Origin of the sequence: Sphingobium sp. 15-1, from assembly GCF_013375535.1 — a bacterium.
In the GTDB taxonomy this organism is placed as follows: Bacteria; Pseudomonadota; Alphaproteobacteria; order Sphingomonadales; family Sphingomonadaceae; genus Sphingobium; species Sphingobium aromaticivastans.
This window is the reverse complement of record NZ_JABXJG010000002.1, coordinates 617,991-644,484: the sequence shown is the minus strand read 5'-3', so window position 1 is coordinate 644,484 and position 26,494 is coordinate 617,991. Positions and strand designations below refer to the sequence as shown.

General features: G+C 63.4%; 29 protein-coding genes. 18 read left to right on the top strand and 11 right to left on the bottom strand.

The features are described from left to right. From HUK72_RS19160 to HUK72_RS19145, 4 genes are all read left to right on the top strand, one after another. The gene (locus HUK72_RS19160) at positions 1-1,023 is read left to right on the top strand and encodes an LLM class flavin-dependent oxidoreductase (protein ID WP_066563111.1); all 1,023 of its coding nucleotides are present in this window, start codon (positions 1-3) and stop codon (positions 1,021-1,023) included. Next, complete coding sequence (locus tag HUK72_RS19155) at positions 1,016-2,068, top strand: hypothetical protein (RefSeq protein WP_066563109.1); 1,053 nt, start codon at positions 1,016-1,018, stop codon at positions 2,066-2,068. The genes HUK72_RS19160 and HUK72_RS19155 overlap by 8 nt, the downstream gene beginning before the upstream one ends. Before the next feature lie 71 nt (positions 2,069-2,139). Then, complete coding sequence (locus tag HUK72_RS19150; RefSeq protein ID WP_066563107.1) at positions 2,140-2,946, top strand: SDR family NAD(P)-dependent oxidoreductase; 807 nt, start codon at positions 2,140-2,142, stop codon at positions 2,944-2,946. A 41-nt stretch (positions 2,947-2,987) separates the two neighbouring features. Further along, positions 2,988-3,428 carry a nuclear transport factor 2 family protein gene (locus tag HUK72_RS19145; protein WP_082749142.1) on the top strand — a complete coding sequence of 147 codons (441 nt, stop codon included), beginning with the start codon at positions 2,988-2,990 and terminating at the stop codon, positions 3,426-3,428. A gap of 5 nt (positions 3,429-3,433) precedes the next feature. Here HUK72_RS19145 and HUK72_RS19140 read toward each other — a convergent pair whose 3' ends face one another. The 3 genes from HUK72_RS19140 to HUK72_RS19130 are packed head-to-tail and all read right to left on the bottom strand — an operon-like array spanning position 3,434 to position 4,986. Then, positions 3,434-3,691 (bottom strand): cytochrome C oxidase subunit IV family protein, encoded by a 258-nt coding sequence (locus HUK72_RS19140; RefSeq protein WP_066563102.1) that lies wholly within the window; start codon positions 3,689-3,691, stop codon positions 3,434-3,436. A 12-nt stretch (positions 3,692-3,703) separates the two neighbouring features. Further along, a complete protein-coding gene (locus tag HUK72_RS19135; RefSeq protein ID WP_066563099.1) occupies positions 3,704-4,285 on the bottom strand; it encodes a cytochrome c oxidase subunit 3 in 582 nt (193 codons plus the stop codon). After that, positions 4,285-4,986: a hypothetical protein gene (locus HUK72_RS19130; RefSeq protein ID WP_066563097.1), complete on the bottom strand. Its 702-nt coding sequence runs from the start codon at positions 4,984-4,986 to the stop codon at positions 4,285-4,287. The genes HUK72_RS19135 and HUK72_RS19130 overlap by 1 nt, the downstream gene beginning before the upstream one ends. Before the next feature lie 170 nt (positions 4,987-5,156). Here HUK72_RS19130 and HUK72_RS19125 point away from each other — a divergent pair, with 170 nt between their 5' ends. The 4 genes from HUK72_RS19125 to HUK72_RS19110 all read left to right on the top strand — a co-directional run bounded on the left by HUK72_RS19125 (position 5,157) and on the right by HUK72_RS19110 (position 8,660). Further along, a complete protein-coding gene (locus HUK72_RS19125) occupies positions 5,157-5,549 on the top strand; it encodes a nuclear transport factor 2 family protein (protein WP_066563095.1) in 393 nt (130 codons plus the stop codon). Further along, on the top strand, positions 5,546-6,919 hold the full coding sequence (locus HUK72_RS19120) for a phosphotransferase (RefSeq protein WP_102999822.1): 1,374 nt from the start codon (positions 5,546-5,548) through the stop codon (positions 6,917-6,919). The genes HUK72_RS19125 and HUK72_RS19120 overlap by 4 nt, the downstream gene beginning before the upstream one ends. 81 nt (positions 6,920-7,000) lie before the next feature. Beyond that, positions 7,001-7,843 carry an SDR family NAD(P)-dependent oxidoreductase gene (locus tag HUK72_RS19115; protein ID WP_066563091.1) on the top strand — a complete coding sequence of 281 codons (843 nt, stop codon included), beginning with the start codon at positions 7,001-7,003 and terminating at the stop codon, positions 7,841-7,843. Positions 7,844-7,877: 34 nt separating this feature from the next. After that, entirely contained in the window at positions 7,878-8,660 is a 783-nt protein-coding gene (locus tag HUK72_RS19110; protein ID WP_066563090.1) for a hypothetical protein, read from the top strand. Positions 8,661-8,664: 4 nt separating this feature from the next. On the opposite strand, the gene HUK72_RS19105 is transcribed toward HUK72_RS19110, so the two are convergent. Next, complete coding sequence (locus HUK72_RS19105) at positions 8,665-9,297, bottom strand: glutathione S-transferase family protein (protein WP_102999823.1); 633 nt, start codon at positions 9,295-9,297, stop codon at positions 8,665-8,667. A gap of 159 nt (positions 9,298-9,456) precedes the next feature. Between HUK72_RS19105 and HUK72_RS19100 the strand changes: the two genes are divergently transcribed. Genes HUK72_RS19100 through HUK72_RS19090 form a run of 3 tightly spaced genes read left to right on the top strand, consistent with a single transcriptional unit; the run spans position 9,457 to position 11,553 of the window. Further along, a complete protein-coding gene (locus HUK72_RS19100) occupies positions 9,457-10,269 on the top strand; it encodes an SDR family NAD(P)-dependent oxidoreductase (RefSeq protein WP_226869983.1) in 813 nt (270 codons plus the stop codon). Positions 10,270-10,285: 16 nt separating this feature from the next. After that, a complete protein-coding gene (locus tag HUK72_RS19095) occupies positions 10,286-10,666 on the top strand; it encodes a VOC family protein (RefSeq protein ID WP_066563076.1) in 381 nt (126 codons plus the stop codon). 59 nt (positions 10,667-10,725) lie between these two features. Continuing rightward, entirely contained in the window at positions 10,726-11,553 is an 828-nt protein-coding gene (locus HUK72_RS19090; protein WP_066563074.1) for an SDR family NAD(P)-dependent oxidoreductase, read from the top strand. Between the two features lie 15 nt (positions 11,554-11,568). Here HUK72_RS19090 and HUK72_RS19085 read toward each other — a convergent pair whose 3' ends face one another. Further along, complete coding sequence (locus HUK72_RS19085) at positions 11,569-12,663, bottom strand: phosphotransferase (protein WP_066563072.1); 1,095 nt, start codon at positions 12,661-12,663, stop codon at positions 11,569-11,571. Positions 12,664-12,806: 143 nt separating this feature from the next. On the opposite strand from HUK72_RS19085, the gene HUK72_RS19080 reads away from it, so the two are divergent. Next, positions 12,807-14,021 (top strand): aromatic ring-hydroxylating dioxygenase subunit alpha, encoded by a 1,215-nt coding sequence (locus tag HUK72_RS19080; protein ID WP_066563070.1) that lies wholly within the window; start codon positions 12,807-12,809, stop codon positions 14,019-14,021. An 81-nt stretch (positions 14,022-14,102) separates the two neighbouring features. On the opposite strand, the gene HUK72_RS19075 is transcribed toward HUK72_RS19080, so the two are convergent. The 5 genes from HUK72_RS19075 to HUK72_RS19055 all read right to left on the bottom strand — a co-directional run bounded on the left by HUK72_RS19075 (position 14,103) and on the right by HUK72_RS19055 (position 20,108). After that, positions 14,103-15,251: a phosphotransferase gene (locus HUK72_RS19075; protein WP_102999824.1), complete on the bottom strand. Its 1,149-nt coding sequence runs from the start codon at positions 15,249-15,251 to the stop codon at positions 14,103-14,105. A gap of 150 nt (positions 15,252-15,401) precedes the next feature. After that, entirely contained in the window at positions 15,402-16,544 is a 1,143-nt protein-coding gene (locus HUK72_RS19070) for an epoxide hydrolase family protein (protein WP_066563068.1), read from the bottom strand. 16 nt (positions 16,545-16,560) lie between these two features. Next, positions 16,561-17,655, bottom strand: a complete 1,095-nt coding sequence (locus HUK72_RS19065) for a phosphotransferase (RefSeq protein ID WP_066563067.1) — start codon at positions 17,653-17,655, stop codon at positions 16,561-16,563. A 12-nt stretch (positions 17,656-17,667) separates the two neighbouring features. Then, positions 17,668-19,245 carry an NAD(P)/FAD-dependent oxidoreductase gene (locus tag HUK72_RS19060; RefSeq protein ID WP_066563924.1) on the bottom strand — a complete coding sequence of 526 codons (1,578 nt, stop codon included), beginning with the start codon at positions 19,243-19,245 and terminating at the stop codon, positions 17,668-17,670. 26 nt (positions 19,246-19,271) lie between these two features. After that, positions 19,272-20,108: an SDR family oxidoreductase gene (locus HUK72_RS19055; RefSeq protein WP_066563066.1), complete on the bottom strand. Its 837-nt coding sequence runs from the start codon at positions 20,106-20,108 to the stop codon at positions 19,272-19,274. Between the two features lie 226 nt (positions 20,109-20,334). Here HUK72_RS19055 and HUK72_RS19050 point away from each other — a divergent pair, with 226 nt between their 5' ends. The 3 genes from HUK72_RS19050 to HUK72_RS19040 are packed head-to-tail and all read left to right on the top strand — an operon-like array spanning position 20,335 to position 22,680. Beyond that, on the top strand, positions 20,335-21,585 hold the full coding sequence (locus HUK72_RS19050; protein ID WP_206377302.1) for an acyl-CoA dehydrogenase family protein: 1,251 nt from the start codon (positions 20,335-20,337) through the stop codon (positions 21,583-21,585). Between the two features lie 14 nt (positions 21,586-21,599). Then, positions 21,600-21,965 carry a hypothetical protein gene (locus HUK72_RS19045; RefSeq protein ID WP_066563922.1) on the top strand — a complete coding sequence of 122 codons (366 nt, stop codon included), beginning with the start codon at positions 21,600-21,602 and terminating at the stop codon, positions 21,963-21,965. Positions 21,966-21,972: 7 nt separating this feature from the next. Further along, positions 21,973-22,680: a TetR/AcrR family transcriptional regulator gene (locus HUK72_RS19040; protein WP_066563063.1), complete on the top strand. Its 708-nt coding sequence runs from the start codon at positions 21,973-21,975 to the stop codon at positions 22,678-22,680. 55 nt (positions 22,681-22,735) lie between these two features. On the opposite strand, the gene HUK72_RS19035 is transcribed toward HUK72_RS19040, so the two are convergent. Further along, positions 22,736-23,092, bottom strand: coding sequence for a hypothetical protein (locus HUK72_RS19035; protein WP_066563057.1), 357 nt, complete (start codon positions 23,090-23,092; stop codon positions 22,736-22,738). Between the two features lie 175 nt (positions 23,093-23,267). On the opposite strand from HUK72_RS19035, the gene HUK72_RS19030 reads away from it, so the two are divergent. The 3 genes from HUK72_RS19030 (at position 23,268) to HUK72_RS19020 (ending at position 26,481) form a co-directional block, all read left to right on the top strand. Next, the gene (locus HUK72_RS19030; RefSeq protein ID WP_066563056.1) at positions 23,268-24,011 is read left to right on the top strand and encodes a GntR family transcriptional regulator; all 744 of its coding nucleotides are present in this window, start codon (positions 23,268-23,270) and stop codon (positions 24,009-24,011) included. A 2-nt stretch (positions 24,012-24,013) separates the two neighbouring features. Then, the gene (locus HUK72_RS19025) at positions 24,014-25,177 is read left to right on the top strand and encodes an acyl-CoA dehydrogenase family protein (protein ID WP_066563055.1); all 1,164 of its coding nucleotides are present in this window, start codon (positions 24,014-24,016) and stop codon (positions 25,175-25,177) included. Positions 25,178-25,257: 80 nt separating this feature from the next. Further along, complete coding sequence (locus HUK72_RS19020; protein WP_066563051.1) at positions 25,258-26,481, top strand: cytochrome P450; 1,224 nt, start codon at positions 25,258-25,260, stop codon at positions 26,479-26,481. Positions 26,482-26,494 lie beyond the last annotated feature (13 nt).

Here is a 26,494-nt window from a genome sequence, read left to right as displayed (position 1 = left end):
ATGACCGATCGCAAGGCTGTCTGGGCGCAGATCGTCCCGATGCCGGGGGCCAATCTGGCGGCGCTGGCACAGAGTTATGAAGCGGCGGGGGTGGAAGGGGTCTGGGCGCCGCAAATGTTCGGCGCGCCCTTCACGACGCTGGCCGCCGTCGCGCCCGCCACGCAGCGTATCAAGCTGGGGACCGGCATCGCGCTGGCGTTCGTGCGCAGTCCGCTGGAAACCGCGTGCAGCGCCATCGACCTGGACCTCATCAGCAACGGCCGGATGGTGCTGGGACTGGGGTCGAGCGCGCAGAGCCAGATCGAGGGATCATTCGGCAGCGCCTATGGCAAGCCGCTCGCCCATATGCGCGAGATCGTGGGCATGATCCGCGCTGTCGTGGCCCGCGGGCATACAGGCGAGCTGACCGAACTGGCGGGAGACTATCACCGTCTCGACCTTTCGCACTTCCGCTTGCTGCACAAGCCGGTGCGCGGCGACATTCCCATCGTGCTGCCGGCGGTGTTCCAGAAGGCCTGCGCGCAGGCGGCGGAAATTGCCGACGGGCTGCTTGGGCATCCCCTGTGGAACGATGGCTGGATTGAGCGGGAAGTGGCCGCTCATATGAAGGCGGGGCTGGATCGGGCCGGCCGGGCGCGCAAGGACTTCTCGCTCAACATTTCGATATTCACGGCGATTTCTGACGACAGGCGAGAGGCGATCGAGGATTGCCGGGGGACTGTGGCTTATTACAGCCAGTCGCCCCAATATCTGCGCTATTTCGAGGAAATCGGTTTCGGCCGGGAGGCATCGGCGATTCAGGCCGCCTTCGCGCAGGGGGACATGGCGGGCATGGCGGCTGCCTGCACCGACGCCATGGTGGAAAGCATCGCCGTGGTCGGAACGGCCGATGAAGTGCGGGCCCGGGTTGCGCGGCGCGCGGCGCTGGCCGACGCGATTACGCCGTTGATCCCGCATTATGGCCTGTCGCCCGAAAAAAGCGCGATCTACACGCAGCGTATAGCGGAGACATTTTATGGCTGATTCCACCGCTGTCGCGGCCATGGCGGGGGGTGGGCTTTACAACCGGCATTCGGGCCTGCAACAGGCCAATCTGCAATCCGCGCTCCCCCTGCTGGAGGATGCGGCGCGAGCCATTGGCGATGCCTCCGTCGGTCCTGTCACCATAGTCGACTATGGCGCATCGCAAGGGCGCAATTCGATGGCGCCGATGGCGACGGCCATCGATCTGGTTCGTGCGAATGATGCGCGGCGGCCGGTTCAGGTCGTGCATACGGACCTGCCCTCCAACGATTTCACGTCGCTGTTCGGCTTGCTGGATCAGGACCCGGCCAGCTATCTTAACGGCCGGCAGGGCGTCTTTCCTTCCGCCATAGGCCGATCCTATTTCGATGCGATTTTGCCACCCGGCAGCGTGGATCTGGGTTGGTCCTCCAATGCGCTGCACTGGATGAGCCGTAATCCGGTCGACGTCGCGGATCATGGCTGGGCGATCTTCAGCCGGTCCGCGCAGGCGCGTGCCGCCGTCGATGCGGTGCTGGCGGAGGACTGGCTTCGCTTCCTGAAAGCGCGCGTCATTGAGTTGCGGCCGGGGGGGCGCCTGATCTGCCAGTTCATGGGTCGAGGCCCCGACAGCCACGGATTTGAATGGATGGCCGGGAATTTCTGGCAATCGATCGTAGACATGGAAGGCGAAGGACTGCTCAGCGCCGACGAAACGCTGAAGATGACAGCGCCTTCGGCGGGGCGTTCGCCCGATCAGGTGAGGGCGCCTTTCGATGCCGGGCTGGTGCCCGATCTGGTGCTGGAGCATCTCGCCGCGATCCCGTCCCCCGATCCCTATTGGGAGGGCTATCAACAGACCGGCAATGCGGCCGAACTGGGGCGGCAGTGGGCGGCCATGATGGGTGCGGCCAACGGCCCCAACTTCCTTGCACGCGTCGCTGCGTCCCGCGATCGGGACGCGCTGCTGGCCAGTCTGGTGCAGCGTGTGGCCGCCCGCGTTGAGGCAGATCCGCAGCGCAGCCGTGCCTTCATCCTGATCCTGTCCATCAGGAAGCCGGCTTGAAGCGCGATCTCCGCTGAGCGGGGTGCCCGGTCCGCGGCATCGGCAATGAACCAAAAGGGAGAGGAAGCAGCATGGCCCGCCTTGCAGAAAAGATTTGCATCATCACCGGAAGCGGGAGCGGCATCGGACGAGCCAGCGCGTTGATGTTCGCGCGGGAAGGCGCGACGGTGATCGTCGCGGACATTCGCGCCGAAGCGTCCGAGGCGACCGCGCAGGCCATTGTCGACGCCGGAGGATCGGCGCGCGCGATGACCGTTGACGTCGGCGAACAGGCCGATCTGGAACATATGATCGGCCAGACCGTCGCCGATTTTGGCCGCATCGACGTGCTCTTCAACAATGCCCTTTATGTCAATCAGGACCACGCCATGCGTGACATGGATTTCCTGGCTTTCGACCCCGACATCTTCCTTGCCAATGTGCGGGTCAACGTATTGGGAGCGGTTCTGGCGAGCAAGCTCGTCATTCCGCACATGCTGGAGCGCGGGGTGGGGTCGATCATCTCCACCTCGTCCGGCAGTTCCATGGGTGGGGATATCACCGCCTACAGCTATGGATCGTCAAAAGCCGCGCTCAACTGGTTCGTGCAGGCGATCGCCGCCACCTATGGCAAACAGGGCATCCGCAGCAATGCGATCCTTCCCGGTCCGACGCAGACGCCCGCCAAGCTGCAATGGTCCACGCCGGAAATGGATCGGCTGTTTCTGGAGGTGCTCAACACCCCCTTTATCGGCGAGCCGGAAGACATTGCCGCCATGGCGCTTTTCCTTGCGTCCGACGAGTCCCGCTACGTCAACGGCATGCTGTATCCGGTCGATGGCGGTCAGAGCTGCACCGTGCCGTTCATCAGCGTGACGCGGGCGCTTTCCCGAGGGTGAATGCAGCAATCCCAGATTTGAGGAAAACAGAAGAGGAGAGGATGATGGGCGTCGAACTGGAACAGAAGGTACGGGAATTTTGCGATGCCTGGGGCGACGGCAGCGATGCCAGCAGGCCCAATGTAGAGAAAATTCTGTCGATGATGGCGGAGGATGCCGAATGGCAGCTCTGGGTTCCCGGCGGTCCCGTCGTGAAGGGCAAGACGGCGTTGCGCGCAGAGATTGAGCGGCAAATGGCCTTCGCCACCAACAATAAATGCAATGAGGTGAACATCCTCTCCAACGACCGGATGGTGATGCAGGAACGGTCCGACACTGCCATCATCATGGGACGGCCCTGTCCGCATCAGATGGTCGCCATCTATGAGTTTGACGGGGCCGGGCTGATTTCACGCTGGCGCGAATATCTCGATATGGCGGACCTTACGCGCAAGATGGGCATAGACGAAGCCGCGGCAGGCGGTACGGAAGTGCCTGCCTGATTGCGTCAGGCGCGGAACAGGGCGATCAGGACTGCACAGGTCAGGATCGCCCAGCTCTGAAATCCCCAGAGCAGCCAGCGCGGCGCGTGCCGCAACTCCATAAACTCGCGCCCGACTAGCAGAACCTTCGTGAAGGCGATGACGAGGATGACGGAGCGAAGCAGGAACGCATTGCCCAATGCCATCGTCTCGAACGACAGAAAGGTCGCGGCGATCAGCATCGCCCAGACCAGTGTGATGCGGCTACGCCAGATCATGGCCATGAAACGGATTCCCTAAAGCAGATAGAGCAGGGCGAAGAGGATGATCCAGAGCAGGTCCACCAGATGCCAGAAGGCGCCGCTCCCCTCGATCAGGGCGGCACCACCCTGCATCCGGCCGGTCCGGTCGAAGCGCGACAGGGTAAAGCACAGCACGCCCAAGCCGATCAGCACATGCACCAGATGGATGCCGGTAAACATATAATAATAGATCGAAAAACTGTTGCTGTTGAGCGTGAAGCCCTGGGCGATCTTCGCTGAATATTCGAACGCCTTGACGATGACGAAGCCGCTGCCGAGCAGGACCGCGCCCAGCAGCAGCGGTCGCGCCTTGTCGTCGTCACAGCGTACCGCCGCGACGGCCTGTGCGACAAGGAGACTGCTGGTCAGCAGCAAAAGCGTGTTGAGAAGGCCAAGGCTCCGGTCGAGCAGCGCCTGCGAACTTTCGAACAGCGCCAGTTCCTGCTGCCGAGCGAGCGCATAGGTGATGAAGAAGACGGCAAAGACGACAAGATCGCCGCCAATGAACACCCATACGCCTTCCTCTCCCGGCACATGGCCGCGCGGAGGCGAAGCGGCGGCTTGCGAAGCAGCCATTATTCGCCGCCCAGCGCGTCGCGCTTGATCGCGCCGAGCATGGCGAAGATCATCAGGTTGAACCAGATGCCGAACACGACGGCGGGCATCCAGAAAGCCAGGGCGCCGTTCCAGGCAAAGGGTCCGGTCTTGAACAGGCCGATCGCCAATCCGGGCAGCAGCAGCACGCCGGTCCACAGGTTCATATAACCAAGCCAACGCGGCAGGATGGGCTGCGCGCGGCGGTCGCCCAGAATGACGAAACCGGTCAGCAGATTCTGCACGAAGGCGGGCACGGCCGGCATGACGAACAGCAGGAAGGCGATATCACTCAACGCACCGATAACGGCGTCCGGCCGGTCGGTCCGATAGGCGGCCGCCGTGAAGATCAGCCCGGCGAAGAATAAAGTGACGAAGCCAAAGGCCACGACCATCACAAAGGCCCAGGTCAAAGGCGAAACCGGCCCTTCGATCTTCTTCATGAAGGTGGCGACCGCTGCCAGAAAGGGGAAGAACAGCACGGAGGAAGAGGCGATCAGGATAGCGCCTGCCAATATGCCGATCTGGTGGCTGCGATAATAAGCAGCCACTTCCGCAGCGGGCATGGATGGGGCCAGCGGCGGGAACATGTGCGCGACCGGCCATATGCCGACGAACATCATCGTACCGGCAATGGCGCCCATATAGGTGCATAGCTTCATCGTCATGCTCTTGGTCGTCATGCGGCCTCCCTCTGCCCTGTTTTGTTGTGCAGGCGGAAGATTGTGAAGCGAACGCGTCCAGGCCACCCGCCCATGGATAGGGTTCCTGTCGGCGATCCCGCCTGCACAAGGGTAATATTCTTGCCACGGCCACCGGCAAAGGCGGCGACAGAGGAGCAGCGGAGAGGGTGATGAGCGACATTGAGGCGAACAAGGCGGTGGCCCGCCGCTACATGCGGGCCGTGGAGGAGGGCGACGTCGAGACGATCGAGGCCCTTCAGCATCCCGATTGCCAGTGGTGGATATTGGGCCATGGCGACATGAGCCGGGCCGACTTCATCGCCAGCGTGAAAGGCGGACTGCTGAGTGCGCAGAAGCGAACGGCCGAGGTGGTCGGGATAACCGCCGAAGGGGACCGGGTGGCGGTGGAAGTCAGGGGCGAGATGGTCTTTCCGGACCGGGTCTATCGCAACGAATATCATAATCTGCTGATCATCCGGGACGGGCAGATCATTTCCGGCAAGGAATATATGGACACCCGCGCCGTGGCCGAGGCCTTTTCGGCGGGGGAGGGCGGGCAGTGACGCATGCCGCTCCGCTCAACAATTATGACGATGCGGCGGTCGGCCGGATCACCGCCTTTGTCGAGCAACTGACCGGCGGCAAGGTTGTCGGGCTTGAGCGCCTCGTCCGCTGGCGCCCCTCCTGGTTCGTCGACGTCGAAAGGGAGGGGACGGTCTGCCGCCTGCACCTGCGCGGCGACCGGGGCGGCGACGTGTCCATCTTTCCCGACCTCAAGCGCGAGGCCGACGTCATCGCCCTGCTTCACAGCCAAGGACTGCCGGTGCCGGAGATTTACGGGTATCTTGCCGATCCGCCATGTATCGTGATGGAGGCGATCGAAGGGACGCGAGATTTTTCGGCGCTCGATGCCGCCACGAAAAGCGCCATCGGCCGCGTCTATATGCGGGCGGTTGCCGCGATGCACCGGTTGCCGGTCGAACCCTTTATGGCCGCCGGCGTGCATCGGCCCGAGGGCGCCGAGGCGATCGCGCTGGTCGGACTGGACGCCTATATGCCGCATTACCGGCGAACCAAGAGCCGGCCCGAGCCGTTGCTGGAATTCGTCATCGGCTGGCTTCGCCGTAATGTGCCGCGGCACCGCCAGCGCGCCAGCTTCATCCAGTTCGATTCGGGCCAATATCTGGTCGATCAGGGCGCGATGACCAAGCTCTACGATTTCGAATTTTCGATGATCGGCGATCCGCTGGTCGACATCGCCACCATGGGGATGCGCAACAGCTATGAGCCGTTGGGCGCACCGCTGCCGGAACTGGTGCGCTATTATGAGGAAGCGACGGGTGAGCCGGTCGATCATGACGCGGTGGTTTTCCACGTCCTGCAATTCTCCCTGCTCGGCACGATGCAGTTCACCGGGACTGTCGGCAAGCCATGTCCCGGCGATCCGCATTCGGTCTATCTCATGTTTGATCTTGCGCTGCGCCGCTCCATCCTGCTGGCGCTGTCGCAGCTGACCGGCGATGCGCTGCCCGGACTGCCGCCGCTGGAACAGCGCACGGGTGACAATGCGCCGCTGCTGGCCAAGCTGGCCGATACGCTCGGGGCGCTTCCGGTGACGGGGGAGGCGGCCGAATCGCATAAGGCGCAGGTTGCCGAACTGATCGAATGGGTGCAGCGCGCCGACGATCACGGGGCGGACATGGTCGCGCGCAATATTGCGGATGTGTCCGCGCTTCTTGGTCGCCGCTTCGACCGCTGGGCTGACGCCGCCGAGGCGCTGGAGGCCCATATCATCGAAGCGGGACCGGAGGAGGACGCCGCGCTCATCGCCCTGCTCGCGACGATCGAGGGGCGGCGGCTGCAACTGTTTGGGCCGACTGTGCTGGGCGAAGCGGCGCGCCATGTCGTCCTGCCGATGACGCGTCTGGACTGAAGGGCGGTCGCGCCCTTGCCGTCGGACAGGTCACGCCCCTGTCCTTCATGGCGATGCCAATATTGAGGACAGGAGCAGGATATGAGCGAAAAGATAGTGCTGGTGACGGGCGCGACGCGCGGGCTGGGGCGCGGCATGGCGCGGGGCCTGGCCTCGCGGGGCCATGTGGTGGCGGTCACCGGGCGCGACCGGGCGCAGCTTGCCGAGGTCGTGAAGGAGATTGAAAGGGCGGGCGGCAAGGGCATCGCGCTGGCATGCGATCACCATGACGATCGCGCCGTGGAAAGGGCGTTCGCGCAACTGGCCGAGTGGACGGATGGCAGGCTGGACCTGCTCGTCAACAATGCCGCCGCGGTTTACGGACCCGAACTGGTCGCGCCGGGCGGTTTCTGGGAAAAGCCGCTCAGGCTGGCGGACATGATCACCATCGGCCTGCGCTCCAGCTATGTCGCGGCCTATCATGCCGCGCCGATGATGGTGGCGGCCGGCAAGGGCCTGATCGCCAGCATTTCCTTCTATGGCGCGGTGTCCTATTTTCACGGGCCGGCCTATGGCGCGGCAAAGGCGGGGACGGACAAGATGACGGCCGACATGGCGGTCGATCTTGCGCCGCATGGCGTTTCCGCCGTCTCCTTCTGGCCGGGCTTCATTCTCACCGATGCGGTGAAGGCCATGCCGCCCGAAATGATGCCCGAAGACCTGCGCGCCGCCATGCCCCATTGGGAAACGCCGGAATTTTCCGGCCTTGTCCTCGACCGGCTCGCGCAAGACCCGGACCTTGCCTCCCTGTCGGGCCAGGCGCTGATCGGCGCGGAACTGGGGGAGCGCTACGGCATCCGGGATACGGACGGGAAGCAGCCCCTATCCTATCGGGCGACGATGGGCGCGCCGACGCCTTTCATGCCGTCCGTCCGGCAAGGTTGAGAGGACAGAAATCAGGAGAGGAAAGGCAAAAGCGATGATCGATGCCGTGCTGGTCGTGCTGACCAAAGCCGTTCCGGGCCGGGAGGCCGATATGGAGGATTGGTACAGCAACATCCATATTCGCGACGCGCTGCGTTTCCGGGGGTCGGTGACGGCGCAGCGCTTCCGGCTCGCCGTGGAGCAGCCCTGTCCGCCCGAAGGCTTTGACTGGCAGTATCTCGCCTTCTACGACGTATTCGACCCGGTTCGCTTCAGTCGTGAGCATCTGGACAATGCGCTGACATCGCGGATGCAGGTGTCGGACGCCATTGATGACAGCCTGCTCTATGACTTTCATTATTATCCGTTGCTCTTTCAGGACAATGATCCGGAGGTCGCGCATTGCGGCGGCGTCATCCTGGAGGAATTCAACCCGCTTGCGGGCAGCGATGACCGTTTCAGACGTTTCTATGCGGAAAGCTATTTTCGCGAGGCGGCCGCCCGACCCGGCGTCAAATCGGCCGCTTTCCTGACCTTTCGCACCTTTGGCCAGATGATCCCGATGACGCCCGACTATCGCTATGTCGCGATCTACAGGATCAACGATCCGGACGCTGCCCATCAAGCATGGAGAGGCGCGGACGCCCTGCTGGCGAACAGCGGCCTGCTCCGGCCCGAGGGGATACGCATCACGCGGTGGGACCGTGCGACACCCCGTCTCACCAAGGACGATGTCCAGCATCCGACCGCCGTCGGCCTGGCGGAAGAAGAACGCGCCCGGGCGCAAATGGGCGACCGGGTACGCACCGGCGGCACGGAAAAGCTGGCGATGAGCTGATCCGTCAGGCGGTCGGGGGGCGATCGACGATGGTGCGCATCCGGCGATAGGCCGGGCGCGCCGCCATCCGCTCGACATAGGCGGCGATGTTCGGATGTCCCTCCACGTCGACGGACATGAACAGCCGCGTGGTAGTGAAAGGAAAAGTCATCATGATGTCGGCTGCCGTGAACCGGTCGCCCGCCATATATGGTTTATGCGAAAGCCGGTCGTCGACAAGTGTCAGCAGGCGCGCCGCATGGGTCCGTCCCGCGACACGGGAGGGGTGATCCTGCGCGATGCCTGCGCGTTCGGCCATGATCTCGGTCACCAGCGCCGGCATCAGGGATGATTCGGCGAAATGGAACCAGAAAAGATAATCAGCATAGTCCGGATCGCCGGGATTGGCGCGGAGCGTGCCCTTCCCTTGCGTCGTGGCGAGATATTCCATGACCGCCCCGCTCTCGGCGATCCGACGCCCATCGGCCTCGATCACGGGTGAAGAACCCAGCGGATGCAATGCCTTATAGGCGGGCTCCGCCGCGAGCGTTTCCAGCCGCGCATAGAAGCGGATGTCATAGGGCAACTCCACTTCCTCCATCAGCCAAACCGCGCGTTCGGAGCGGGACCTGTTAAGTTGAAAGATGGTGATGCTCATGAAGGGCTCTCCGCTTGAGGGGCGCCATAGATGCGCCGCTTATCAATTCCGCCAAACCTATCTTTATCTAGGTATCGCGGAGCGTCCGCCGTGGCAGCGTCCCGCTGCGGCGGAAGCCCAGCGGTCCCGCATCCATGAGAGACAGGAGAGAAGATGCCCATGACGGATTTATCGGGACGCGTCGCTATCGTCACCGGATCGGGCGCCAATATCGGGGAAGCCTGCGCACGAGCCCTGGCAAAGGCCGGCGCGGCAGTTATCCTGGCGGATATCGCGGTCGAGCGGGCAGAGGTCGTCGCCCGATCTATCCAGGCTTCGGGCGGACAGGCGACGGGGATGTTCCTCGATCTTGCGCAAGAGGACAGTATCACGGCGCTGGTCGAAGATGTGATGCGGCAGCACCAGCGCATCGACATCCTTCACAACAATGCCGCCGATACGCGGCTGGAGCAGATGGCGGCAGATGGCTCGCTTCTCGATCTCGATGCCGCGACCTGGGATCGCGCCTTCCACATCAATGCCAGGGGCACGATGCTGATGATCAAGGCGGTCGCTCCGCACATGATTTCAGGCGGCGGCGGTTCCATCATCAACACTTCGACGGGTGTGGCATTGACCGGCGACATCAACAATCCTTCCTATTCCGCGTCCAAGGCGGCTGTGAACGCCCTGACCCGCAATGCCGCCGTGCAGTTCGGCCGGTTCAATATCCGGGTCAATGCGGTCGCGCCGGGCCTCGTGCTCTCCCCCCTTGCCCGGGAGATGATGACCGCCGATCAGATCGCCATGGTCCAGCGGCATGTCCTTCTGCCGCGCGAGAGCGTGCCGGAGGATATTGCCGGCGCGGTGCTGTTCCTGGCATCGGATGGCGCGGCCTTCATCACCGGGCAGGTGATCGGGGTAGACGGCGGTATCGTTAACCACACGCCCTATGTCGCAGATATGCTGGAAAGCATGAACCGGGCGCACTGACCGGAAAGAGGGCGGGATGGGCATATTCACGCATGTCTGCCTTGGCAGCAACGATCTGGGACGGTCCGCCCGTTTCTACGATGCGGTGCTTGCGCCGTTGGGGATCGTCAATCTTGGCCCGTTTCTGGATCAGGGCATCGGCTATGGGAGACGGGTGCCCGAATTGCTTATCCTGCGCCCGCTCCACGGTCGGGCGACATGCGCCAACGGTGCGACTTTGGGATTGAAGGCGCCGGATCGCCGCGCGGTCGATCATTTTCATCGCGCGGGTCTGGCCGCGGGCGGCAAGGATGCCGGGCCGCCCGGTCCGCGCGGAGCGGTGCCCCATGCCTATGGCGCCTATCTGCTGGACCCCGATGACAACAAGATCTGCGCCTACTGCTTCGACCCGCCATAGGCGCACAGCTATCGATAGTCGGGCGCCCGGCGCTCATCAGGGAAACAGGAGGATATGGAATGGTGGGATCATTGGAGGGGCGCGTGGCGATCGTGACGGGCGCGGCGCAGGGCATCGGACGGGAGGTGGCGACAGTGCTGTCGGAGCGCGGCGCGACCGTGATTCTGGCGGACATATTGGCAGATCGGGTGGAGGCGGCGGCGGATTCGCTGCGCGGCAAGGGTCTTCGTGCCGAGGCGGAGACGTTCGACCTGACCGATGAGGACAGCGTCTGCGCTGCGGTCGCGCGGATCGCTGGCCGGCACGGGCGGATCGACATCATCCACAATAACGCCGCCTATCAGACGATCGAGCAGCGCGCCCTCGACCGCGATGTCGTCCATCTCGACACCGGCGCCTGGGACAAGGCCTTTGCCGTCAATGCGCGGGGGCCTATGCTGCTGTGCAAACATGCGCTGCCGGCCATGATCGCGGGGGGCGGTGGTTCGCTCATCCATTCCGCATCCGGTTTCGGCCTGCTGGGTGAAATGACGCTGACGGCCTATGGCGCGTCCAAGGCGGCGCTTATTAATCTCAGCCGCTTTCTCGCGACCCAATATGGCAAGCAGGGAATCCGGTCCAATGTGATCGCCATCGGCTTCGTCCTCAGTGATACGGCCGTCGAAACCACACCGCAGGCGGTCAAGGACGTACTGCGCGACCATCATCTCAATCCCGACCTCGGCAGCCCTCGCGATATCGCCCATGTCGTTGCCTTTCTGGCCTCGGACGAGTCCCGCTTCATCAACGGCGCGATGATCCCGGTGGACGGCGGCTTTACCGCGCATCAGCCCACAATGGTCGATTTCCAACGCCTGTTCGAGGCATCGGGGAGCAATCAGTTGTAGCCGACCAGCGCGCCGTCATAGCAGCGCGTCGACAAGCTTCGCGGTTTCGAGATCTTCATAGGCGGTGGTCAGCCGCAGATGATTCATGACGTTGATCTCCCAGCCATAATTGACGACGGGCGTCGTCAGCCAGCCGATATAGACGCCCCATATCAGGGTCCGCCGATATTCTTCCCAGGCACTGTCGAAGGCGGGAGGGCGCGCCACGCCTTCCTGTCCCAGGCGGTCCAGATAATAGCCCAGAAGATCGCGCTCATGCGCCCGCCGGTCCGCGATGGAAAGGCCGGTGGTCACGATATAGTTGACGTCGTGCATCGCGTAACCGCGCACCATGAGCTGCCAGTCGAGCAGGCCCGCTGTTCCGTCGGGCAGGCGGTAGCTGTTGCCGAGATGAGTGTCGCCATGCAGCAGCGTCTGGGGCAGGGTCGATTGATGCCGCTGGACCGCCTGCACGCCGGCAAGCAGCCGGTCCGGCGTCGTGCGCAGCCGCTGCACCATCTCCCGTTTGAAATTTTCGGTCTCGACCTCATGCGCGATATAGGCGGGCGCCAGTTCATTCATCATCGTTGCGACCGCGCCTTCGACATGCGTTTCGACCCAGGCCAGATCCGCGCTGAAGCGGGGCGACTCCCAGAAGCGGGCGTGCAGCCGGGCCAGTTGATCCAGCAGGGAGCGCACATCATCCGGCCCGGTCCGCACGGTCGTATTCGGGAAGGTCGCGCCCCGCACGCTCAGCTCTTCGAGCAACAGGCCGAAATGCGTGGTGGACGGATTGAAGTCGCCACCGAAACAGCGCGGCGCTTCCATCGCGAGTTCCGGCCGGATTCCCCGGTAGAAGGCCACTTCATTGGCGTAGAAGGGCGCCATGATCTCATCGACCGCCCGGGTCAGCTTGAGCACCAGGCGGTTGGGCAGGTCAGGGGGTGTGTCATCGGTATAATCGACCTCGATCGACACGCGCCCGGCGGTCGACACCATCTGCTCGCCATAGGTCTTGGCATCGATGATGCGCAGGCCGACGGCGGTTGCGCCCGCTACGGTCGTGGCCAGCAGCTGGTTGATATAATCGACGGTGATCCCGTCCGTGGATGTGGGATGTTTCAAGGCCATAAGGATACTCATCGGAACAGAGGGCGGTTCAGCTTGCCGAGGGCGTGACAACAGCGACCCTATCCAATTGCAGGTTCCTTGATCGACGACGTGGCCAGTCTGACCGAAACGGAGCCTGCGGGCTTTTGGTACAGGAGAGAGCTATGCGTGAAGCTGCGTTGGAACTGCTCAACCGGACGATGGACGAGCAGTTGAAGCGATCCGAGCATCCCAGCGATTTTCCGGCCCTTCCCCCGATTCCCGCCGGCCGGTACACCGACCCGCGTTTCGAGGCGCTGGAAAAAGACGGGCTTTGGAATCGGACCTGGCTGCTGGCCGGCATTGCGTCCGACCTGCCGGAGCCGGGTTCCTATCGTCTGTTCCAGCATCTGGACCGCTCGGTCATTCTCTCGCACGGCAAGGATGGCCGGATACGGGCGTTCCATAATGCCTGCCGTCACCGGGGGTCGCCGCTTCTGCTCGAACCGCAGGGGCGGGCCATGCGCTTTATCTGCCCCTATCATGCCTGGGGTTACGATCTGGAAGGAACACTCAAATCGGTGCCAAGCCAGCATGATTTCGCCTGTCTCAACAAGGCGGAGAACGGCCTGATCGAAGTGCGATGCGACACCTATCGCGGTTTCATCTTCATCAATTTCGATGATGACGCGGAACCGTTACAGGAGTTTCTGGGTGAATTCGTCGCGCTGACCGAAGGATATCCGCTGGATCGAATGGTGGTGAAGGATCATTTCTTCATCGAAATGGCGTGCAACTGGAAAATCGCCTATCATAATTTCCTTGAGATCTATCACGTCAATACGGTTCATCCTAAAACACTGGCACCGCATCTGGATTCCCGCAGTTTCGTGATTGCCCTCTATGAAGGCGGTCATATGCGGTTCGGCACGCGCAAAAAGGGCGGGGAGTCGCTGTTCAAGACCCCGCCGATCAAACCGGACGACATCGCGCCGGTTTTTCTGGAAAATACGGTTGCGCTGCCGACCTTCCCCAACACGTTTTTCTCGCTCGATCCGGTGGGGTTCAACCTGCAATGCTTCTGGCCGGTGGGTTCCGATCGGTCGATCATGGAAGTGCGTCAGATGGGGTGGGCAACCGAGAGTGAGGATGACAGGCTTTATTGGCAGGGCATGCGCGAGGCGACCGAACATATCCTGTCCGAAGATCTGTGCCTGTTCGAAAATATCCAGCAATCGCTGAGGAACGGGACGATCCCGTCAATCTGGGCGGGCTATCAGGAGCGCGCGCTTTACTGGTTCGAGGAAGAAATCGATCGGCGCATCGGGCCGGACCGGGTGCCCGCCGACTTGCGTGTCCAGCCGCGCATCGCGTCCTTCATGGCGCCGCGCAGCGCATGATCGCGCCGGTCGAGGCGGGGCGGCGGCGTTAGAATCGATGGCCCCCAGCCGCGGCCCGTGCGCGGCAGGGGGCCATGACCGTCATTCGCCCAGCAGTTTCCAGCTGCCCAGATCCTCGCCCGCGGCGAAGAACCGCTCGTTCATCGGCAGGCCGTTCTGGCCCCAATGGTCCATGTTCGCCACCCAGGCCTGAATACCGTACATCACCCAGCGCGGTACCTGTTCATTCCAGATGGTGTCGAGATCGATGACGTTGGTCGCGCCTTCCCTGATCAGGCAGTCGCGATAATGGGCGATCAGGTCGCGATGATTTTGGCGGCGCTCCTCGATCGTCAGCGATCCGACGGTGAAATAGGTGAGGTCGCGCCATGGCCGCCCGCGCCGGCCCAATTGCCAGTCGACCCACATGCGCTCGCCATTGGGCAGGATATAGGTGTTGCCCTGATGGCAGTCGCCCAGGATGATGCAATAGGGGGCATCGAAGGCGCGTTCGAATTCCACCAGCCGGTCATAGGCGCGCTCGACCCGGCGTGCGTCGTCCAGATAATGTCTGGGCGCGATGGCGCGGAAATTGGGGTCTTTCAGATTCTCGCCGATCCAGTGCCACATGATGCGAACCTGATTATAATCGACCGGAACCGCCATGGATGTCGGCAGCCAGGGCGCCGCTTGAGGGGTGATCAATGGGCTGTCCCACAGACCCGCATGCAGTTTTGCTAGATCCGCCAGCGCGGTCGCGACCCCTTCGACACCGGCATGCTGGGTCGAATGGCCGAACTTCCCGCCCCGATCGGTGAGATCCTCCAGCACGATGACGCCCTGCGCCGACCCGTCGTCATCCCAGTCGGCATAATAGCAGCTGGCCGTGTTGGCGGTGAGTTTGTCCGTCAGGAAATGATAGAAGCGCGCTTCAAGCGCATGGATGTCGACATCATCGAACATGCCCGACCAGTTCGACTTGATGCACAGATTGCGCGGCAATCCGGCGGCCTGCCCGGCCTCGTTCCAGTCCACGGCAACGCGCAATTTCGTGGTGTGGCTGTCGAACAGTTGCACGACCTCCATCGATTGCGCGACGACTCCCGGATATTTGTTGGCCAGCAACGATCCCAGCCACGCGGCGTCCGGCGTGAACCGGCCGCGGGGCAGGGCGGCGGCGCGGGCGGGATAGGGACGGGGGACAAGATGCCGGTCGATGACGGCAACGGGGGCTACGGCAGGCTCGCTCATGCAATGTCCTCTCTCTTGGGGACCGTGCCGCAGCTCTGCATCGATGCAGTCATCCGGCATGATCCTGGTGCAGAGGCGATTTTGGTCGCCCGAACGGAAATCGAGCCTGCCGGGCGGTAGGTCGATTGGAGCCGCCGTTGCGTGGGGGCGTCAGCCTTGCATCGCGCCGAAACAGGTCCGCAATTCTTCGACGAAAAGCGCCGGCTGCTCGAAGGCCGCGAAATGGCCGCCGGCATCCAGTTCGTTCCAGTGAATCAGACGCGGGTAGCTGCGTTCCGCCCAGCGACGCGATGGACGGAAGATTTCCTGCGCAAAGATGCTCACGCCCACCGGAAGGTCCAGTTTTCGGGCCTGAAACGCACTGGCGCTTTCCCAATAAAGCCGCGCCGATGAGGCGCCGCTGTTGGTGAACCAGTAGAGGCTGATCACGTCCAGCATTTCGTCCTGCGTCAGGGCATCCTCCGGCACACCCTGATTGTCGGTCCACGCCTGGAACTTCTCGTAGATCCAGGCGGCCTGCGCGACGGGTGAATCGGCAAGGCCATAGCCGATCGTCTGCGGGCGGGTGCCCTGCAATTTGGCGTAGCCGGAATCATGATCCTGATAATATTGCATCCGCTCGACCGTTTTGGCCTCGGCGGGGGTCAGATCGGCAAAGTCGCTTTCCACCGGAAAGACGAGCGGCATGTTGAGATGGACGCCGATGCATCCCGGCGGCGCCGCCATGGCGATGGCGGTCGTGACCGCCGCGCCCCAGTCGCCGCCCTGCGCGACGAAGCGGTCATAGCCCAGCCGGCGCATGAGCTGAATCCAGCCATCCGCGATTGTCTCGACGCCCCAGCCGGTGGCCATTGGTTTATCCGAAAAGCCGTAGCCGGGCAGGGAGGGTATGACGACATGGAAGGCCGGGGCATCCGGCGCGCCATGGGCGGCGGGATCGGTCAGTGGTCCGATCACCTTCAGAAACTCCAGCACCGATCCCGGCCAGCCATGGGTCAGGATCAGCGGCAGCGCATCCGGCCGGGGGCTGCGCACATGGATGAAATGGATCGAAAGACCGTCTATCGGGGTGGTGAACTGGGGCAGGGCATTGAGCGTCCTTTCGCACCGCCGCCAGTCATAGCCCTCCGCCCAATAGGCGCACAGATCGCGCAGCGCCGCGAGTGGCACCCCCTGGCTCCAGTCGCTGACCGTCTGCGTCTCGGGCCAGCGGGTGCGGCGTAATCTTTGGCGCAGATCGTCCAGAGCCTCCTGTGGAACATTGGCGCGGAAGGCGGTGATGGCGGCGGTCATCCGATCACCCCCCTCGTCAAAACTGGATGCCGAGCGCCGCGACGGTGCCCAGATCCTCGCCCGCCACGAAGATGCGCTCGACGATATGCGTGCCCTTCTGGCCCCATTCGTCCATGTTCGCGATCCACGCCTGCATCGCATAGGGCGGCCAGCGGCGATAATATTCCCACAGCGTGTCGTCGTCCGGCACGCCGAGCGCCCCCGTTTCGACCAGGCAGCGGCGATAGTGGCGCAGCAATTCCCGGTCATGGGCGCGCCGTTCCTCGATCGTGAGGGCGCCCAGCACGAAATAGGTGAAGTCGCGGATCGGCCGTCCCTTGCGGACGAGCTGCCAGTCGAGCCAAACGCGCTCGCCATCGGGGCGGACATAGCTGTTGCCCTGATGGCTGTCGCCATGGACGAGGCACCATGGCCCCTGTTCCTTGGTCCGCGCGAAATCGATCAGGGCGTTGTAGACGTGATGCAGGCGGGAGAGATCGCCCTTGATCCAGCCCGGCAGGAAGGCCTGATAGTCAGGCTTGGCATGGTTCTGCTCGGCAAAGCCGTACATCATGGTCAGTTGCTGCGTGTCCACCGGCGTCGCCATGGAGACGGGCAGCCAGTCAGCCGCGTGAAGGACGGGGCTGTCCCAGAAGGCGCCATGAATGCGGGCGAGGCTGGCGACCGCGTGCGCCGCTTCCTCCACGCCCATATGGTCGGTGCTGATGCCGAAATGGCCGCCCTCAATGGACAGATCCTCCATCACGACCAGTCCCTGACCGCTGTCGGGGCGCGGGTCCCATGCCTCGAAATAGGATCGCGGGGCGGGGAAGGCGACGTGGCGGCGAAAATCCTCATAGAAACGGGCTTCGAGGCGGCAGATGCCCTGACTGTCGAACTGCGCCCAATTGGCCTTGAGGCAGACATTTTCGGGAATGCCCGCCGCCTTGCCGACATCGTTGAGGGTCAGTCTCACCTGATATTTGGTGGTGTGGCTGTTGCGGAGGAACACCTCCTCCATCCCCTCGACCACGATGCCGGGATAGCGCGGCTGCATGATCTGCGTCAGCCATTGCGCTGTCACATCGTCCAGATGGGCGGGAATGCCGACCGGATTGGGCATGCTCGACATGCGGGAAGTTCCTTATCTGATTTTCTTGAGTTCGCGCAGCGCCCGGTTGGCTGCGATCCGCCCGGCAATGCCCGATACGCCGCCGCCCGGATGCGCGCCCGCGCCACCGATCAGGAAGCCGGGGAAAGGCGGCTTGGGGCCGCCAAAGCCGGTGGCAGGGCGATGGACGCCCGAGCGCAGCGCGCCGAAGTCGATATGGGTCACGCAGCCATTGGTGACGTTGAGGCGCGTTTCGCGTTCCCGCGCGGTCTCGACGAAGCGGCCGACCTCCGTGTCCAGACCGTCGTAAAATTCACCCAGATGGCTGATGACAGAGGCCATGGTCCTGTCCTTGAGCGTGGGCGACCAGCCTTCCCGCGCATCCACGGCCACGCCCGGCAGGTAGACATAGGCGAGCGAGCCGCCGGGAGGCGCCTGCGTCGGATCGGAATTGGACAGCGGGCTGAGCGACATGGCATGCCGGTCGGGAATGTCGCCGCGCCGCGCCATGGCGAAGGATTGGCGCACTTCCTCCGGTGTGCCGATCAGGCCGACCGCCTTGTTGAGATCGGCGTCATCATGGCGCAGGTCCTGATGCTTCTTGAGGCTGAGCGGACCCGACATGGCGATGTTGGCGAGGAAGGGCGCGGCGTTCGACCGGTTCGCCGGGGCATGTTCGATCCGCTGTGTCAGCGCACGCGGCACGCCGCCGGGCGTCGTGAGGCGCATGGCCGTGCGGGGATCGCAGGTCGCGATCACCATTTTGGCGCGGATGACCCGACCGTCCTCCAGCCGCACGCCCTTTGCCGCGCCGTCATCGACGATGATCTCGGCGACGGGCGCATTGAGTTCGATCGTCGCGCCCGAAGCCTCGATGCTGCGCGCGAGCGCGTCGGAGAAGGATTGCAGGCTCCCGATCGGCTTGCCGGTGCCATATTTATGGGTGACGGCGAAGATCATATAGGCGGCGGCATTGCCGTCATCGTCGACGGGGCCAGCCCCTGCCGCGATGCCGAGCAGCAGGGCGATCGTTGCCGGATGCTCGAACCGCTCGCACGCGATCTGGTCGGCCGTCGCCTTCGACATGGCGATCAGCTCGTCCTTCAACCGGACATTGCGGACCGCGCTGCCGATCATCTTGGAGAGATTTCTGACGTCCGGCCGCCCCGGCTCGGCCATCATGAGCGGAAAGCCAATGTCCATCATGACGTTCAGTGTCTTCATGAACTCCAGATAGGCCTTGCCGTCATTGCGGTTGATGCGCGTAATATCCTCGGCCGTGCGATGATAGTCGTAGAAAAGCGCGATGGAGCTGCCGTCGGGATGGAGATAGGCGTAGGTCGGATCGGGATCGACAGTGCGCAGGCCGTATTTGTGCAGGTCGAAGTCCTCAATGATGCCGGATTTGCGCGCGAACAGCAGTTCGACGGCGCAGGGCGTCACCATATGCTCCGGAGCTTCGGGAATCATATAGCCCGAACTGGTCATGCCGCCGACCTTGGCCAGGCGCTCGACCACGACGACCTTCTTGCCTGCCTTCGCCAGATATCCGGCGGCGGCCATGCCATTATGCCCTGCGCCGATGACGACGACGTCGACCTGATCCGTCATTTCCTGTTCCCCTTCTTCGTGCCCGGTCAGCCCTTCGCGGCGGCGGTATAGGCCTTGCCCCATTCGGCCAGCGCAACGAGGCGGGTCTTGCGATCGGCCTGGATCTGCGGGATTTTCCCCTCATCCGGACCATCGGGCACGATCACCAGCGGTTCCTTGCCGAGGCTGGCGAGGGCAAGAGCGCAGACCTCGGCGGGATCATAGGCAATGGAATAATCCATCCCCAGCCCCTCGGTGGCGCGGCGCAGGGTCGGCGTGTCCATGATCGGCGCGGCCATGCCGACGATGTCGACATTCTGCCCGTCCAGTTCCGCCCAGAGCGATTCGACGAAATTGAGTTCGAAAGCCTTGGTTGCGGAATACATGACAAGCCAGGGCTGCCCGCCAAGGCCCGCGCCGGATGACATGACGACGAGGCCGCCCTTGCCGCGCTTCAGGAAGCGATTGCCAAAACCATGGACCGCCTCCAGCACATTGGCGGCGTTCATCGTCAGCAGCCGCAACGAGCGATCGACCGGTGCGCCCAGGAAGCTGTTGCCCGCGCCGTCGGCGCCGGCATTGGAAATATAGAGGCCGATGTCGAGATCGGCGGTCGCCTCGACCAGTCGGCTGCCCATGCCCTGTTCGGTGAGGTCGGCGGTGATGGCCCGATATTCGATGCCATGTTCGGCCGCCAGCCGTTGGCCCAGCGCATCGAGCGCCTCCTGCCGGCGTGAGACGAGTACCAGATGGATGCCCATGGCGGCGAGCTGTTCCGCATAGCAGGCGCCGGTCCCTTCGGAAGCGCCGGCGATGACGGCCCAGGGACCGTATTTTTCGGCGAAAGCGGCGCGGTCGAAGGGCGGAAGGTCGATTTTACGCATCGCGTGCAAGTCCTCTCTTGGTGCCGGCCTTATCGGCGCTGTCGGCGATTGCGCGGACCCTAGAAGAGGAGCGCCCCGCGACAGCCTATCGGGAGGCAGGGCCGCATCAAATCGGAATGAAACGGCCCATGGGGAGGCACATGGCAAAAGAATGTCGGAGGGGTGCTTGTCGTATAATGACAAAAACGTCATTAAATGAAAATGCTAATGAGAGGAGGTGATTCGGATGCGATCTGAAGCAGTGGAAAAGCGCATGGCGGACAAGCGGCCTGTGGCCTTCGTCGCTGATCCCGTGGGCATCGCCGCATCGCTGCGGTCCTTGCTGGAGGACCATGCCGCCGCCTGCGAACGCGAGCGGCGGATCGTTCCGCCGGTGATGGCGGCGTTGCGCGCGTCCGGCCTGTTCCATATCACGGCGCCCCAGCGCGCGGGCGGCCCCGGACACAGGCTGACCACCCATATCGAGACCGTGGTCGAACTGGCCAAAGGCTGCGTCGGCACCGCCTGGGCCTATGGTCTTTTGTCGGGGATCACCGGGACCGCGCTCGCACTGCCGCCGACCATGACTGGGCGGCTGTTCCGAACCGGCGAGGAACTGTTTTGCAGCGCCTCCGCGCCTTCTGGCAAAGCGGTCGCGGTGCCGGGCGGCTATCGCGTTTCGGGGCGGTGGGGCTATGGATCGGGATGCCTGCATGCCGACTGGGCGCTGAACGGCGTCATGATCGATACGGATCGGGGCGCCGAACAGGCTCTGGCGTTTCTGGACCTGCGCGATGCGGCCTGTTCGATCGAGGACAACTGGCATGTCGCGGGCATGGCCGGCTCCGGCAGCAACATGATTGTCGCGCAGGATTTGTTCGTGCCGGAGGAACTGATCCTCTGGTCGTCGCGCAGGCCGCCCGCCGAGGCGATCCTGGCGATGGAGGGGCTGGAGCCGCGCGACCGCTGGCCAATGGAGCCGCTATTTCCCCTCGGCGTGCTCGCGCCGATGCTGGGCGCGGCGACGGCGCTGCTCGAAGGTGTGGTGCAGGCGATGCCCAAGCGGCAGGTGGTGGGCTGGACCTATGCCGGGCAGAGCGGTTCGGAGGCGTTGGTCGGCATGACCGGCCGCGCGGCGATGGAGATCGATTCGGCCTGGCTGCATGTGCGCCGGGCCGCCGGGATGCTGGACGAAACCGCGCAACGCCGCGTGCTCACGGGCTTTGACAAGGCGCAGCTCCAGGCCGATTGCGGCTATGCGATGGAATTGCTGCGCGCGGCGGGCAACCGGCTGATGGATGTCGCCGGGCCGGGCGCCTTCGCCCTTTCCAGCCCCTTGCAGCGGATGTGGCGCGACCTGAGCGTCGGCACCCGCCACAATGCACTGAACGGTCAGCTTTCGCTGGAGCTTTACGGCCGGGCGATCACGGGCCTTCCGTCCAATATCGCCCTGCTGCCCGACATCACGCCGGCCCCGGTCTGGGCGGAACCGAAATGACAGGAGGACATATCATGGCACAACCGACCGCGCAGGAGATGGCGACATTCCTGAAGACGCAGGCCGACCTGTTCAGCGAGGGCCGTATTGACGATTTCATTGCGGCGTTCCGCGCGATCGCGCCGGGCGGCTTCAAGGTGCAGGACCCGGCCACCGGCCCGGTGCAGGAAGGCTGGGACAAGCTGGAGGCGCTGTGCGGGCAATATGTCGGATGGAAGCTGATCGTCGAGGATGTGAAGGTGAGCGGCAACGAAGCGGTCATCTATGTCCGCAATGAAGGCGACTATAACGGGCATCCTGTCAGCGTGCACAGCATCGAACATTATATATTCGGCGAGGATGGCAGCCTGCTTGCGCGCTATTTCCACCCGATGCAATAGGGAGGCGATGACCAACGCCGTGCCTGCTTCCCCCACTGTCGATCCGCGCACGGCGGCGGCGGCAATCAGGCGTGCACGGATGCGTGAGCGGTTGCTGGACGCCGTGCTCGACCTGTATCAGCCGGGGCAGGGCAGCGGCAGTCTGGTGATCGACGACGTGATCCGCGCCGCGGACGTGTCGCGCGGCAGTTTCTACAAATATTTCGACTCCCTTGACGCTGCGGTGAATGAACTGGGCGAGCGGATGACGGCGGACCTGATCGCCGATTTCCGCAGGCTGTTCGACGATGTGACGGACCCGCTGGTCCGGGCGGTCGGCGGCGCGGCCATGGCGATGGCGCGGGGATGGCATGATCCGCGCTGGGGCGGTTTTACCTGCCGCGTCGACTATGTCGATTATTTCGCGCGGGCGAGCATGTTCGACCTGCTGGTGCGCGACGCGCTGGATGCCGCGCGGAATGGCGGGCAGATGACGTTCCGGTCGCTCGACGTGGCGGTGGATCTGATCGTCGGCATGACGATCGAGGCGCGGCGGCGCCTGATGCTCCGATCGGTCGAGCCACGCGCCTATATTGACGAGATGATTGAACGCACCTTCGCCGGGCTTCGGGCGGACCCTGCCGCCATCGAAGCGGCAAGCGTGCGGGCATGGGATGTGATGATACAGGCCGCGCCCGGCCTTGGCTGGTGGCGAAGTGGGGAGGGGCTGGGCTGACCGACGGACCCCGAATGCAATCGGAGAGGAATTGGCTCCAGGAGTGGCCGATGCCCTAGAGCCGGGTCCAGCAAGGCGTCCCGGCCTTGTCCAGCGGACCGCAACTGGCCACGCGCGTCGCGCCGTTGGAAGCGATCAGGATCAGCCAGTCGCCGCTATCCTCGCACCGCAGCGCCCAGGCGGCATTGGGACCGATATCGCCCCTGAACAGAGCCTTGGACGTGCGCGTGCATGTCTGTCCCGCATCATGCATGAGCTTGGCGAAGGCCGCGCTCCGGCCGGTCGCACTCTGGGTTTCGATGGCGTTGCTGTAGATGTTGCGGCTGCTGCCCTGCCGCGTCATTTCGGCATAGCCGATCCGGACGAGCAATATGACCGCGATCATTGCTGTGGGCAGCAGCGTCCACAGCATCGCGCGACGAATGTTACCGCCGGCATGGCCGCATGCGCGGCACCACCCTCCATAACCTTCCTGCGGCGTTTTGCATCTGGGACATTTCATCATGCCGCTCTACAGGCGCCCGGCCCAACGACACCCTATCCTTGGAGAGGAACGGACCGCTCTGCGCTGCTCCATTCTATAGAATATGGAATCGCAGGACATATATTCCGAACCCTATTGGGGTTTGACCCCGGATTGGCGCGATTCGGCCGAGCCGTTACAGTCCCCGGCGACGCGGCGTCAGGCCGTGGCGGCCGTGCTGCGGTCAAGGATCGTGTCCGGCGCCATTCCGCCCGGCGCTCTGCTGCGGGAAACGGCGCTGGCGCAGGATCTGAATGTGAGCGCGACACCCATTCGGGAGGCGCTGGGCACGCTGGCCTCGGAGGGGCTGGTCGAGGTCGAAACGCACCGGCTGAAGCGGGCGACACCGATCGACCCTGACGTGACCCGGGACCTGATCCGCGTGCAGGCCGAACTGTGGCGGCTGGGTTATGGCTGGGGCATGCCCCGTATCGGCGCGGCGGAGATCGTAGCACTGGAGCGGGCGATCGCGCGCTATCGGGCGGCAGTGGAGAGCGGCGAATATATGGCCGCGGTCATGGCCAGCCTCGATTTCCATACCATTTTCATCAAGGCCTCGGAGAGCCGCGAACTGTTGCGCTCGACGCTGGACCGGCGCGGGCTGATCGCCCGCTTCATTTTCCTGCACGGCATTGCAACTCTGAGCGAAAGCGGTCTGCGCCACCATGAGGCAATATTGCAGGCGTTCCTGGAGGGTGATCGGGACGGCGTGCTGGCCTGCCTCGACCGGATGGCGGCGCGTCTGATCGCCCTATGTGATAGCGAAGCCGTGCCGGGCGACGATCAAGATCAACACCAAAAGGACTGACAATGGATTTCGAACTGCCCGAAGAATATCGTTCCTTCCGCGACATGGTGCGCCGCTGGGTGGACAAGGAAGTGCCCAAGGACTGGGCGCGCGCACTGGAGAAGGACGAGCATCACTATCCCTTCGCCCTTTGGGACAAGTTCACCGAAGCGGGTTTCCACGGCGTCGGCATATCGGAAGACTATGGCGGGCAGGGCGGCGACGTCGTCATGCAGATGCTACTGGCGCGGGAACTGGCCCGGTCGCTGGGCGGGCTGGCGTGGATATGGGGCATCACCAGCTTCGCCGGGTCCAAATCCATCGGGCTTTATGGGTCGGCCGAACAGAAAGCGAAATATCTGCCACTGATCGCGACAGGCCAGTTGAAGGCCGCAATCGCCTTTACCGAGCCGGGCGGCGGCACGGACCTGCTGGGCGCGATGGCCACCACCGCGGATCGGGTCGATGGCGGGTGGAAGCTCAATGGCGAGAAGATCTGGTCTTCCTCCGCGCATGTCGCCGACTATCTGCTGGTGATTGCGCGCAGCGACAGGACCGTCGAGAAGAAGCATCAGGGCCTGACCCTCTTCTGGGTGCCGACAAATACGCAGGGCGTGAAGATCACGCCGCTGGCCAAGCTTGGCATGCGATCGATGGGCAGCTGCTCCGTTCATTTCGAGGATGCGTTCGTCGCGGACGAGCATGTTCTGGGTGAAGCGGACAAGGCCTGGTACATGCTGCTGCCCACGCTCAACAATGAGCGCATCATGGTAGGCGCCTTCTGCCTGGGCGTCATCGACGGCGTGCTGGAAGACGCGCTCGACTATATGAAGCAGCGCAAGGCCTTTGGCGGGATCATCGGCCGGTTCCAGAGCTTGCAACATTATATCGCCGACATCGCGACCATGCAGAAGACGACCGAACTGATGCTGCATTACTGCGCCGACAAGCAGAGCCGGGGCGAGAATGTCGGCGTCGAGGCCAATATGCTCAAGCTCATGGCGTCCGAAAACGCCAATGCCGCAGCCGATATGGGCATCCAGATATTGGGCGGCATGGGCTATTCGGCGGAAACCGACATGCAGCGCTACTGGCGCGACAGCCGCCTGTGGCGCATTGGCCCCATCACCAACGAAATGGTGCGCAATGGCATTGCGGAGAGCCTCGGCCTGCCGCGATCCTTCTGAAAGACAGGTGCCTGGCGGGTGGACGGTGTCCCAATGTCCACCCGAAATTCCCGGCAAAAAATATAAGGAGAGTAAGTGCGATGATGTTTCCGGAGCAGCCGATTCCCGATCATGTGCCGCCCGAGCTGGTGAGCAAGGATTTTCCCTTCATCTTCGGCATGACGACGGCAAAGGACCCGTTCGACGATCTGGCGATGCAGGTGCATGAGGGGCCTGACATCATCTATGCCGCCCACGCCTATCCCGGCGGAACCGGCGCCTGGGTGCCGCGGCGCATGGCGCATCTGCGCGAAATTTATCTCGACACCGATCATTTTTCCTCGACCGACTTTTCGCCTTTCTCCAAGCTGGTGGGGGGCAACTGGATCAATTCCCCAGCGGAGCTCGATCCGCCCGCCCATGGCCCCTTTCGCCAGATGGTCAATCCTGCCTTCACGCCCAAGGCGATGGCGGCGCTGGAAGACAAGATCCGGCACTATGCGGTGGAATATATCGACGCCTTCGCCCTACGCGGCCAGTGCGAATTCATGAGCGAATTCGCCTTTGAATTTCCGATCAAGGTGTTCATGGAACTGATGGGCCTGCCGCACGACCGGGTGAGCGAGTTCATGGAGTGGGAAATGAACCTGCTCCACAATCACGACCTGTCCAAGATTGCCGAGGCGACGCGCAGCGTGCTTGCCTATCTGGGTGGGGAGATAGAGGACAGGCGAGCCAACCCACGCAATGACCTCATCACCTTCGGTGTGCAGGGGCGGATCGATGGCCGGGCGCTGACCGACGATGAACTGCTGGGCTTCATGTTCAATCTGTTCATTGGCGGGCTGGATACGGTTTCGACCAATATGGGCCTGCAATTCCGGCATCTGGGCAGCCATGCGGAGGATCAGGCCTATCTGCGCTCCAATCCGTCGGAAATCCCGCACGCCATAGACGAGCTGATGCGGGCCTATGGTGCGGTCACCACCTTCAGAACATGCAAGAAGGAGACGGAAGTGGCGGGCATCCGCTTCATGCCCGGCGACAAGGTGGCGATGTCCACCACGCTCGCCGGCCGCGATCCGGCCGAGTTCGACGCGCCTGCCGAGGTCCGGCTCGACCGGCGGCCGCGTCATGTCGGTTTCGGTTTCGGCATCCATACCTGTGTGGGCATGCATCTGGCGCGGCGCGAGCTGCGGATCGCGATGGAGGAATTTCTCTCGCGCATTCCCGACTTCCGCATCGCACCCGGCCATCAGGTGGAATGCCATCTGGGGATGATCCAGCCGGTCGCACTGCCGCTGGTGTGGACGCCCGCAAGCTGAAAAATGGGAGGGC

What these genes read in the sequence shown, in the direction of transcription:
- HUK72_RS19035 (WP_066563057.1), bottom strand. Translation starts at nt 23,092, where the DNA reads ATGCTGTGGACGCTGCTGCCCACAGCAATGATCGCGGTCATATTGCTC.
- HUK72_RS19140 (WP_066563102.1), bottom strand. Translation starts at nt 3,691, where the DNA reads ATGGCCATGATCTGGCGTAGCCGCATCACACTGGTCTGGGCGATGCTG.
- HUK72_RS19085 (WP_066563072.1), bottom strand. Translation starts at nt 12,663, where the DNA reads ATGGCCTTGAAACATCCCACATCCACGGACGGGATCACCGTCGATTAT.
- HUK72_RS19070 (WP_066563068.1), bottom strand. Translation starts at nt 16,544, where the DNA reads ATGACCGCCGCCATCACCGCCTTCCGCGCCAATGTTCCACAGGAGGCT.
- HUK72_RS19115 (WP_066563091.1), top strand. Translation starts at nt 7,001, where the DNA reads ATGAGCGAAAAGATAGTGCTGGTGACGGGCGCGACGCGCGGGCTGGGG.
- HUK72_RS19160 (WP_066563111.1), top strand. Translation starts at nt 1, where the DNA reads ATGACCGATCGCAAGGCTGTCTGGGCGCAGATCGTCCCGATGCCGGGG.
- HUK72_RS19105 (WP_102999823.1), bottom strand. Translation starts at nt 9,297, where the DNA reads ATGAGCATCACCATCTTTCAACTTAACAGGTCCCGCTCCGAACGCGCG.
- HUK72_RS19150 (WP_066563107.1), top strand. Translation starts at nt 2,140, where the DNA reads ATGGCCCGCCTTGCAGAAAAGATTTGCATCATCACCGGAAGCGGGAGC.
- HUK72_RS19020 (WP_066563051.1), top strand. Translation starts at nt 25,258, where the DNA reads ATGATGTTTCCGGAGCAGCCGATTCCCGATCATGTGCCGCCCGAGCTG.
- HUK72_RS19080 (WP_066563070.1), top strand. Translation starts at nt 12,807, where the DNA reads ATGCGTGAAGCTGCGTTGGAACTGCTCAACCGGACGATGGACGAGCAG.
- HUK72_RS19055 (WP_066563066.1), bottom strand. Translation starts at nt 20,108, where the DNA reads ATGCGTAAAATCGACCTTCCGCCCTTCGACCGCGCCGCTTTCGCCGAA.
- HUK72_RS19065 (WP_066563067.1), bottom strand. Translation starts at nt 17,655, where the DNA reads ATGTCGAGCATGCCCAATCCGGTCGGCATTCCCGCCCATCTGGACGAT.
- HUK72_RS19095 (WP_066563076.1), top strand. Translation starts at nt 10,286, where the DNA reads ATGGGCATATTCACGCATGTCTGCCTTGGCAGCAACGATCTGGGACGG.
- HUK72_RS19040 (WP_066563063.1), top strand. Translation starts at nt 21,973, where the DNA reads ATGACCAACGCCGTGCCTGCTTCCCCCACTGTCGATCCGCGCACGGCG.
- HUK72_RS19135 (WP_066563099.1), bottom strand. Translation starts at nt 4,285, where the DNA reads ATGGCTGCTTCGCAAGCCGCCGCTTCGCCTCCGCGCGGCCATGTGCCG.
- HUK72_RS19110 (WP_066563090.1), top strand. Translation starts at nt 7,878, where the DNA reads ATGATCGATGCCGTGCTGGTCGTGCTGACCAAAGCCGTTCCGGGCCGG.
- HUK72_RS19075 (WP_102999824.1), bottom strand. Translation starts at nt 15,251, where the DNA reads ATGAGCGAGCCTGCCGTAGCCCCCGTTGCCGTCATCGACCGGCATCTT.
- HUK72_RS19090 (WP_066563074.1), top strand. Translation starts at nt 10,726, where the DNA reads ATGGTGGGATCATTGGAGGGGCGCGTGGCGATCGTGACGGGCGCGGCG.
- HUK72_RS19125 (WP_066563095.1), top strand. Translation starts at nt 5,157, where the DNA reads ATGAGCGACATTGAGGCGAACAAGGCGGTGGCCCGCCGCTACATGCGG.
- HUK72_RS19155 (WP_066563109.1), top strand. Translation starts at nt 1,016, where the DNA reads ATGGCTGATTCCACCGCTGTCGCGGCCATGGCGGGGGGTGGGCTTTAC.
- HUK72_RS19050 (WP_206377302.1), top strand. Translation starts at nt 20,335, where the DNA reads ATGCGATCTGAAGCAGTGGAAAAGCGCATGGCGGACAAGCGGCCTGTG.
- HUK72_RS19060 (WP_066563924.1), bottom strand. Translation starts at nt 19,245, where the DNA reads ATGACGGATCAGGTCGACGTCGTCGTCATCGGCGCAGGGCATAATGGC.
- HUK72_RS19145 (WP_082749142.1), top strand. Translation starts at nt 2,988, where the DNA reads ATGATGGGCGTCGAACTGGAACAGAAGGTACGGGAATTTTGCGATGCC.
- HUK72_RS19030 (WP_066563056.1), top strand. Translation starts at nt 23,268, where the DNA reads ATGGAATCGCAGGACATATATTCCGAACCCTATTGGGGTTTGACCCCG.
- HUK72_RS19045 (WP_066563922.1), top strand. Translation starts at nt 21,600, where the DNA reads ATGGCACAACCGACCGCGCAGGAGATGGCGACATTCCTGAAGACGCAG.
- HUK72_RS19130 (WP_066563097.1), bottom strand. Translation starts at nt 4,986, where the DNA reads ATGACGACCAAGAGCATGACGATGAAGCTATGCACCTATATGGGCGCC.
- HUK72_RS19100 (WP_226869983.1), top strand. Translation starts at nt 9,457, where the DNA reads ATGACGGATTTATCGGGACGCGTCGCTATCGTCACCGGATCGGGCGCC.
- HUK72_RS19025 (WP_066563055.1), top strand. Translation starts at nt 24,014, where the DNA reads ATGGATTTCGAACTGCCCGAAGAATATCGTTCCTTCCGCGACATGGTG.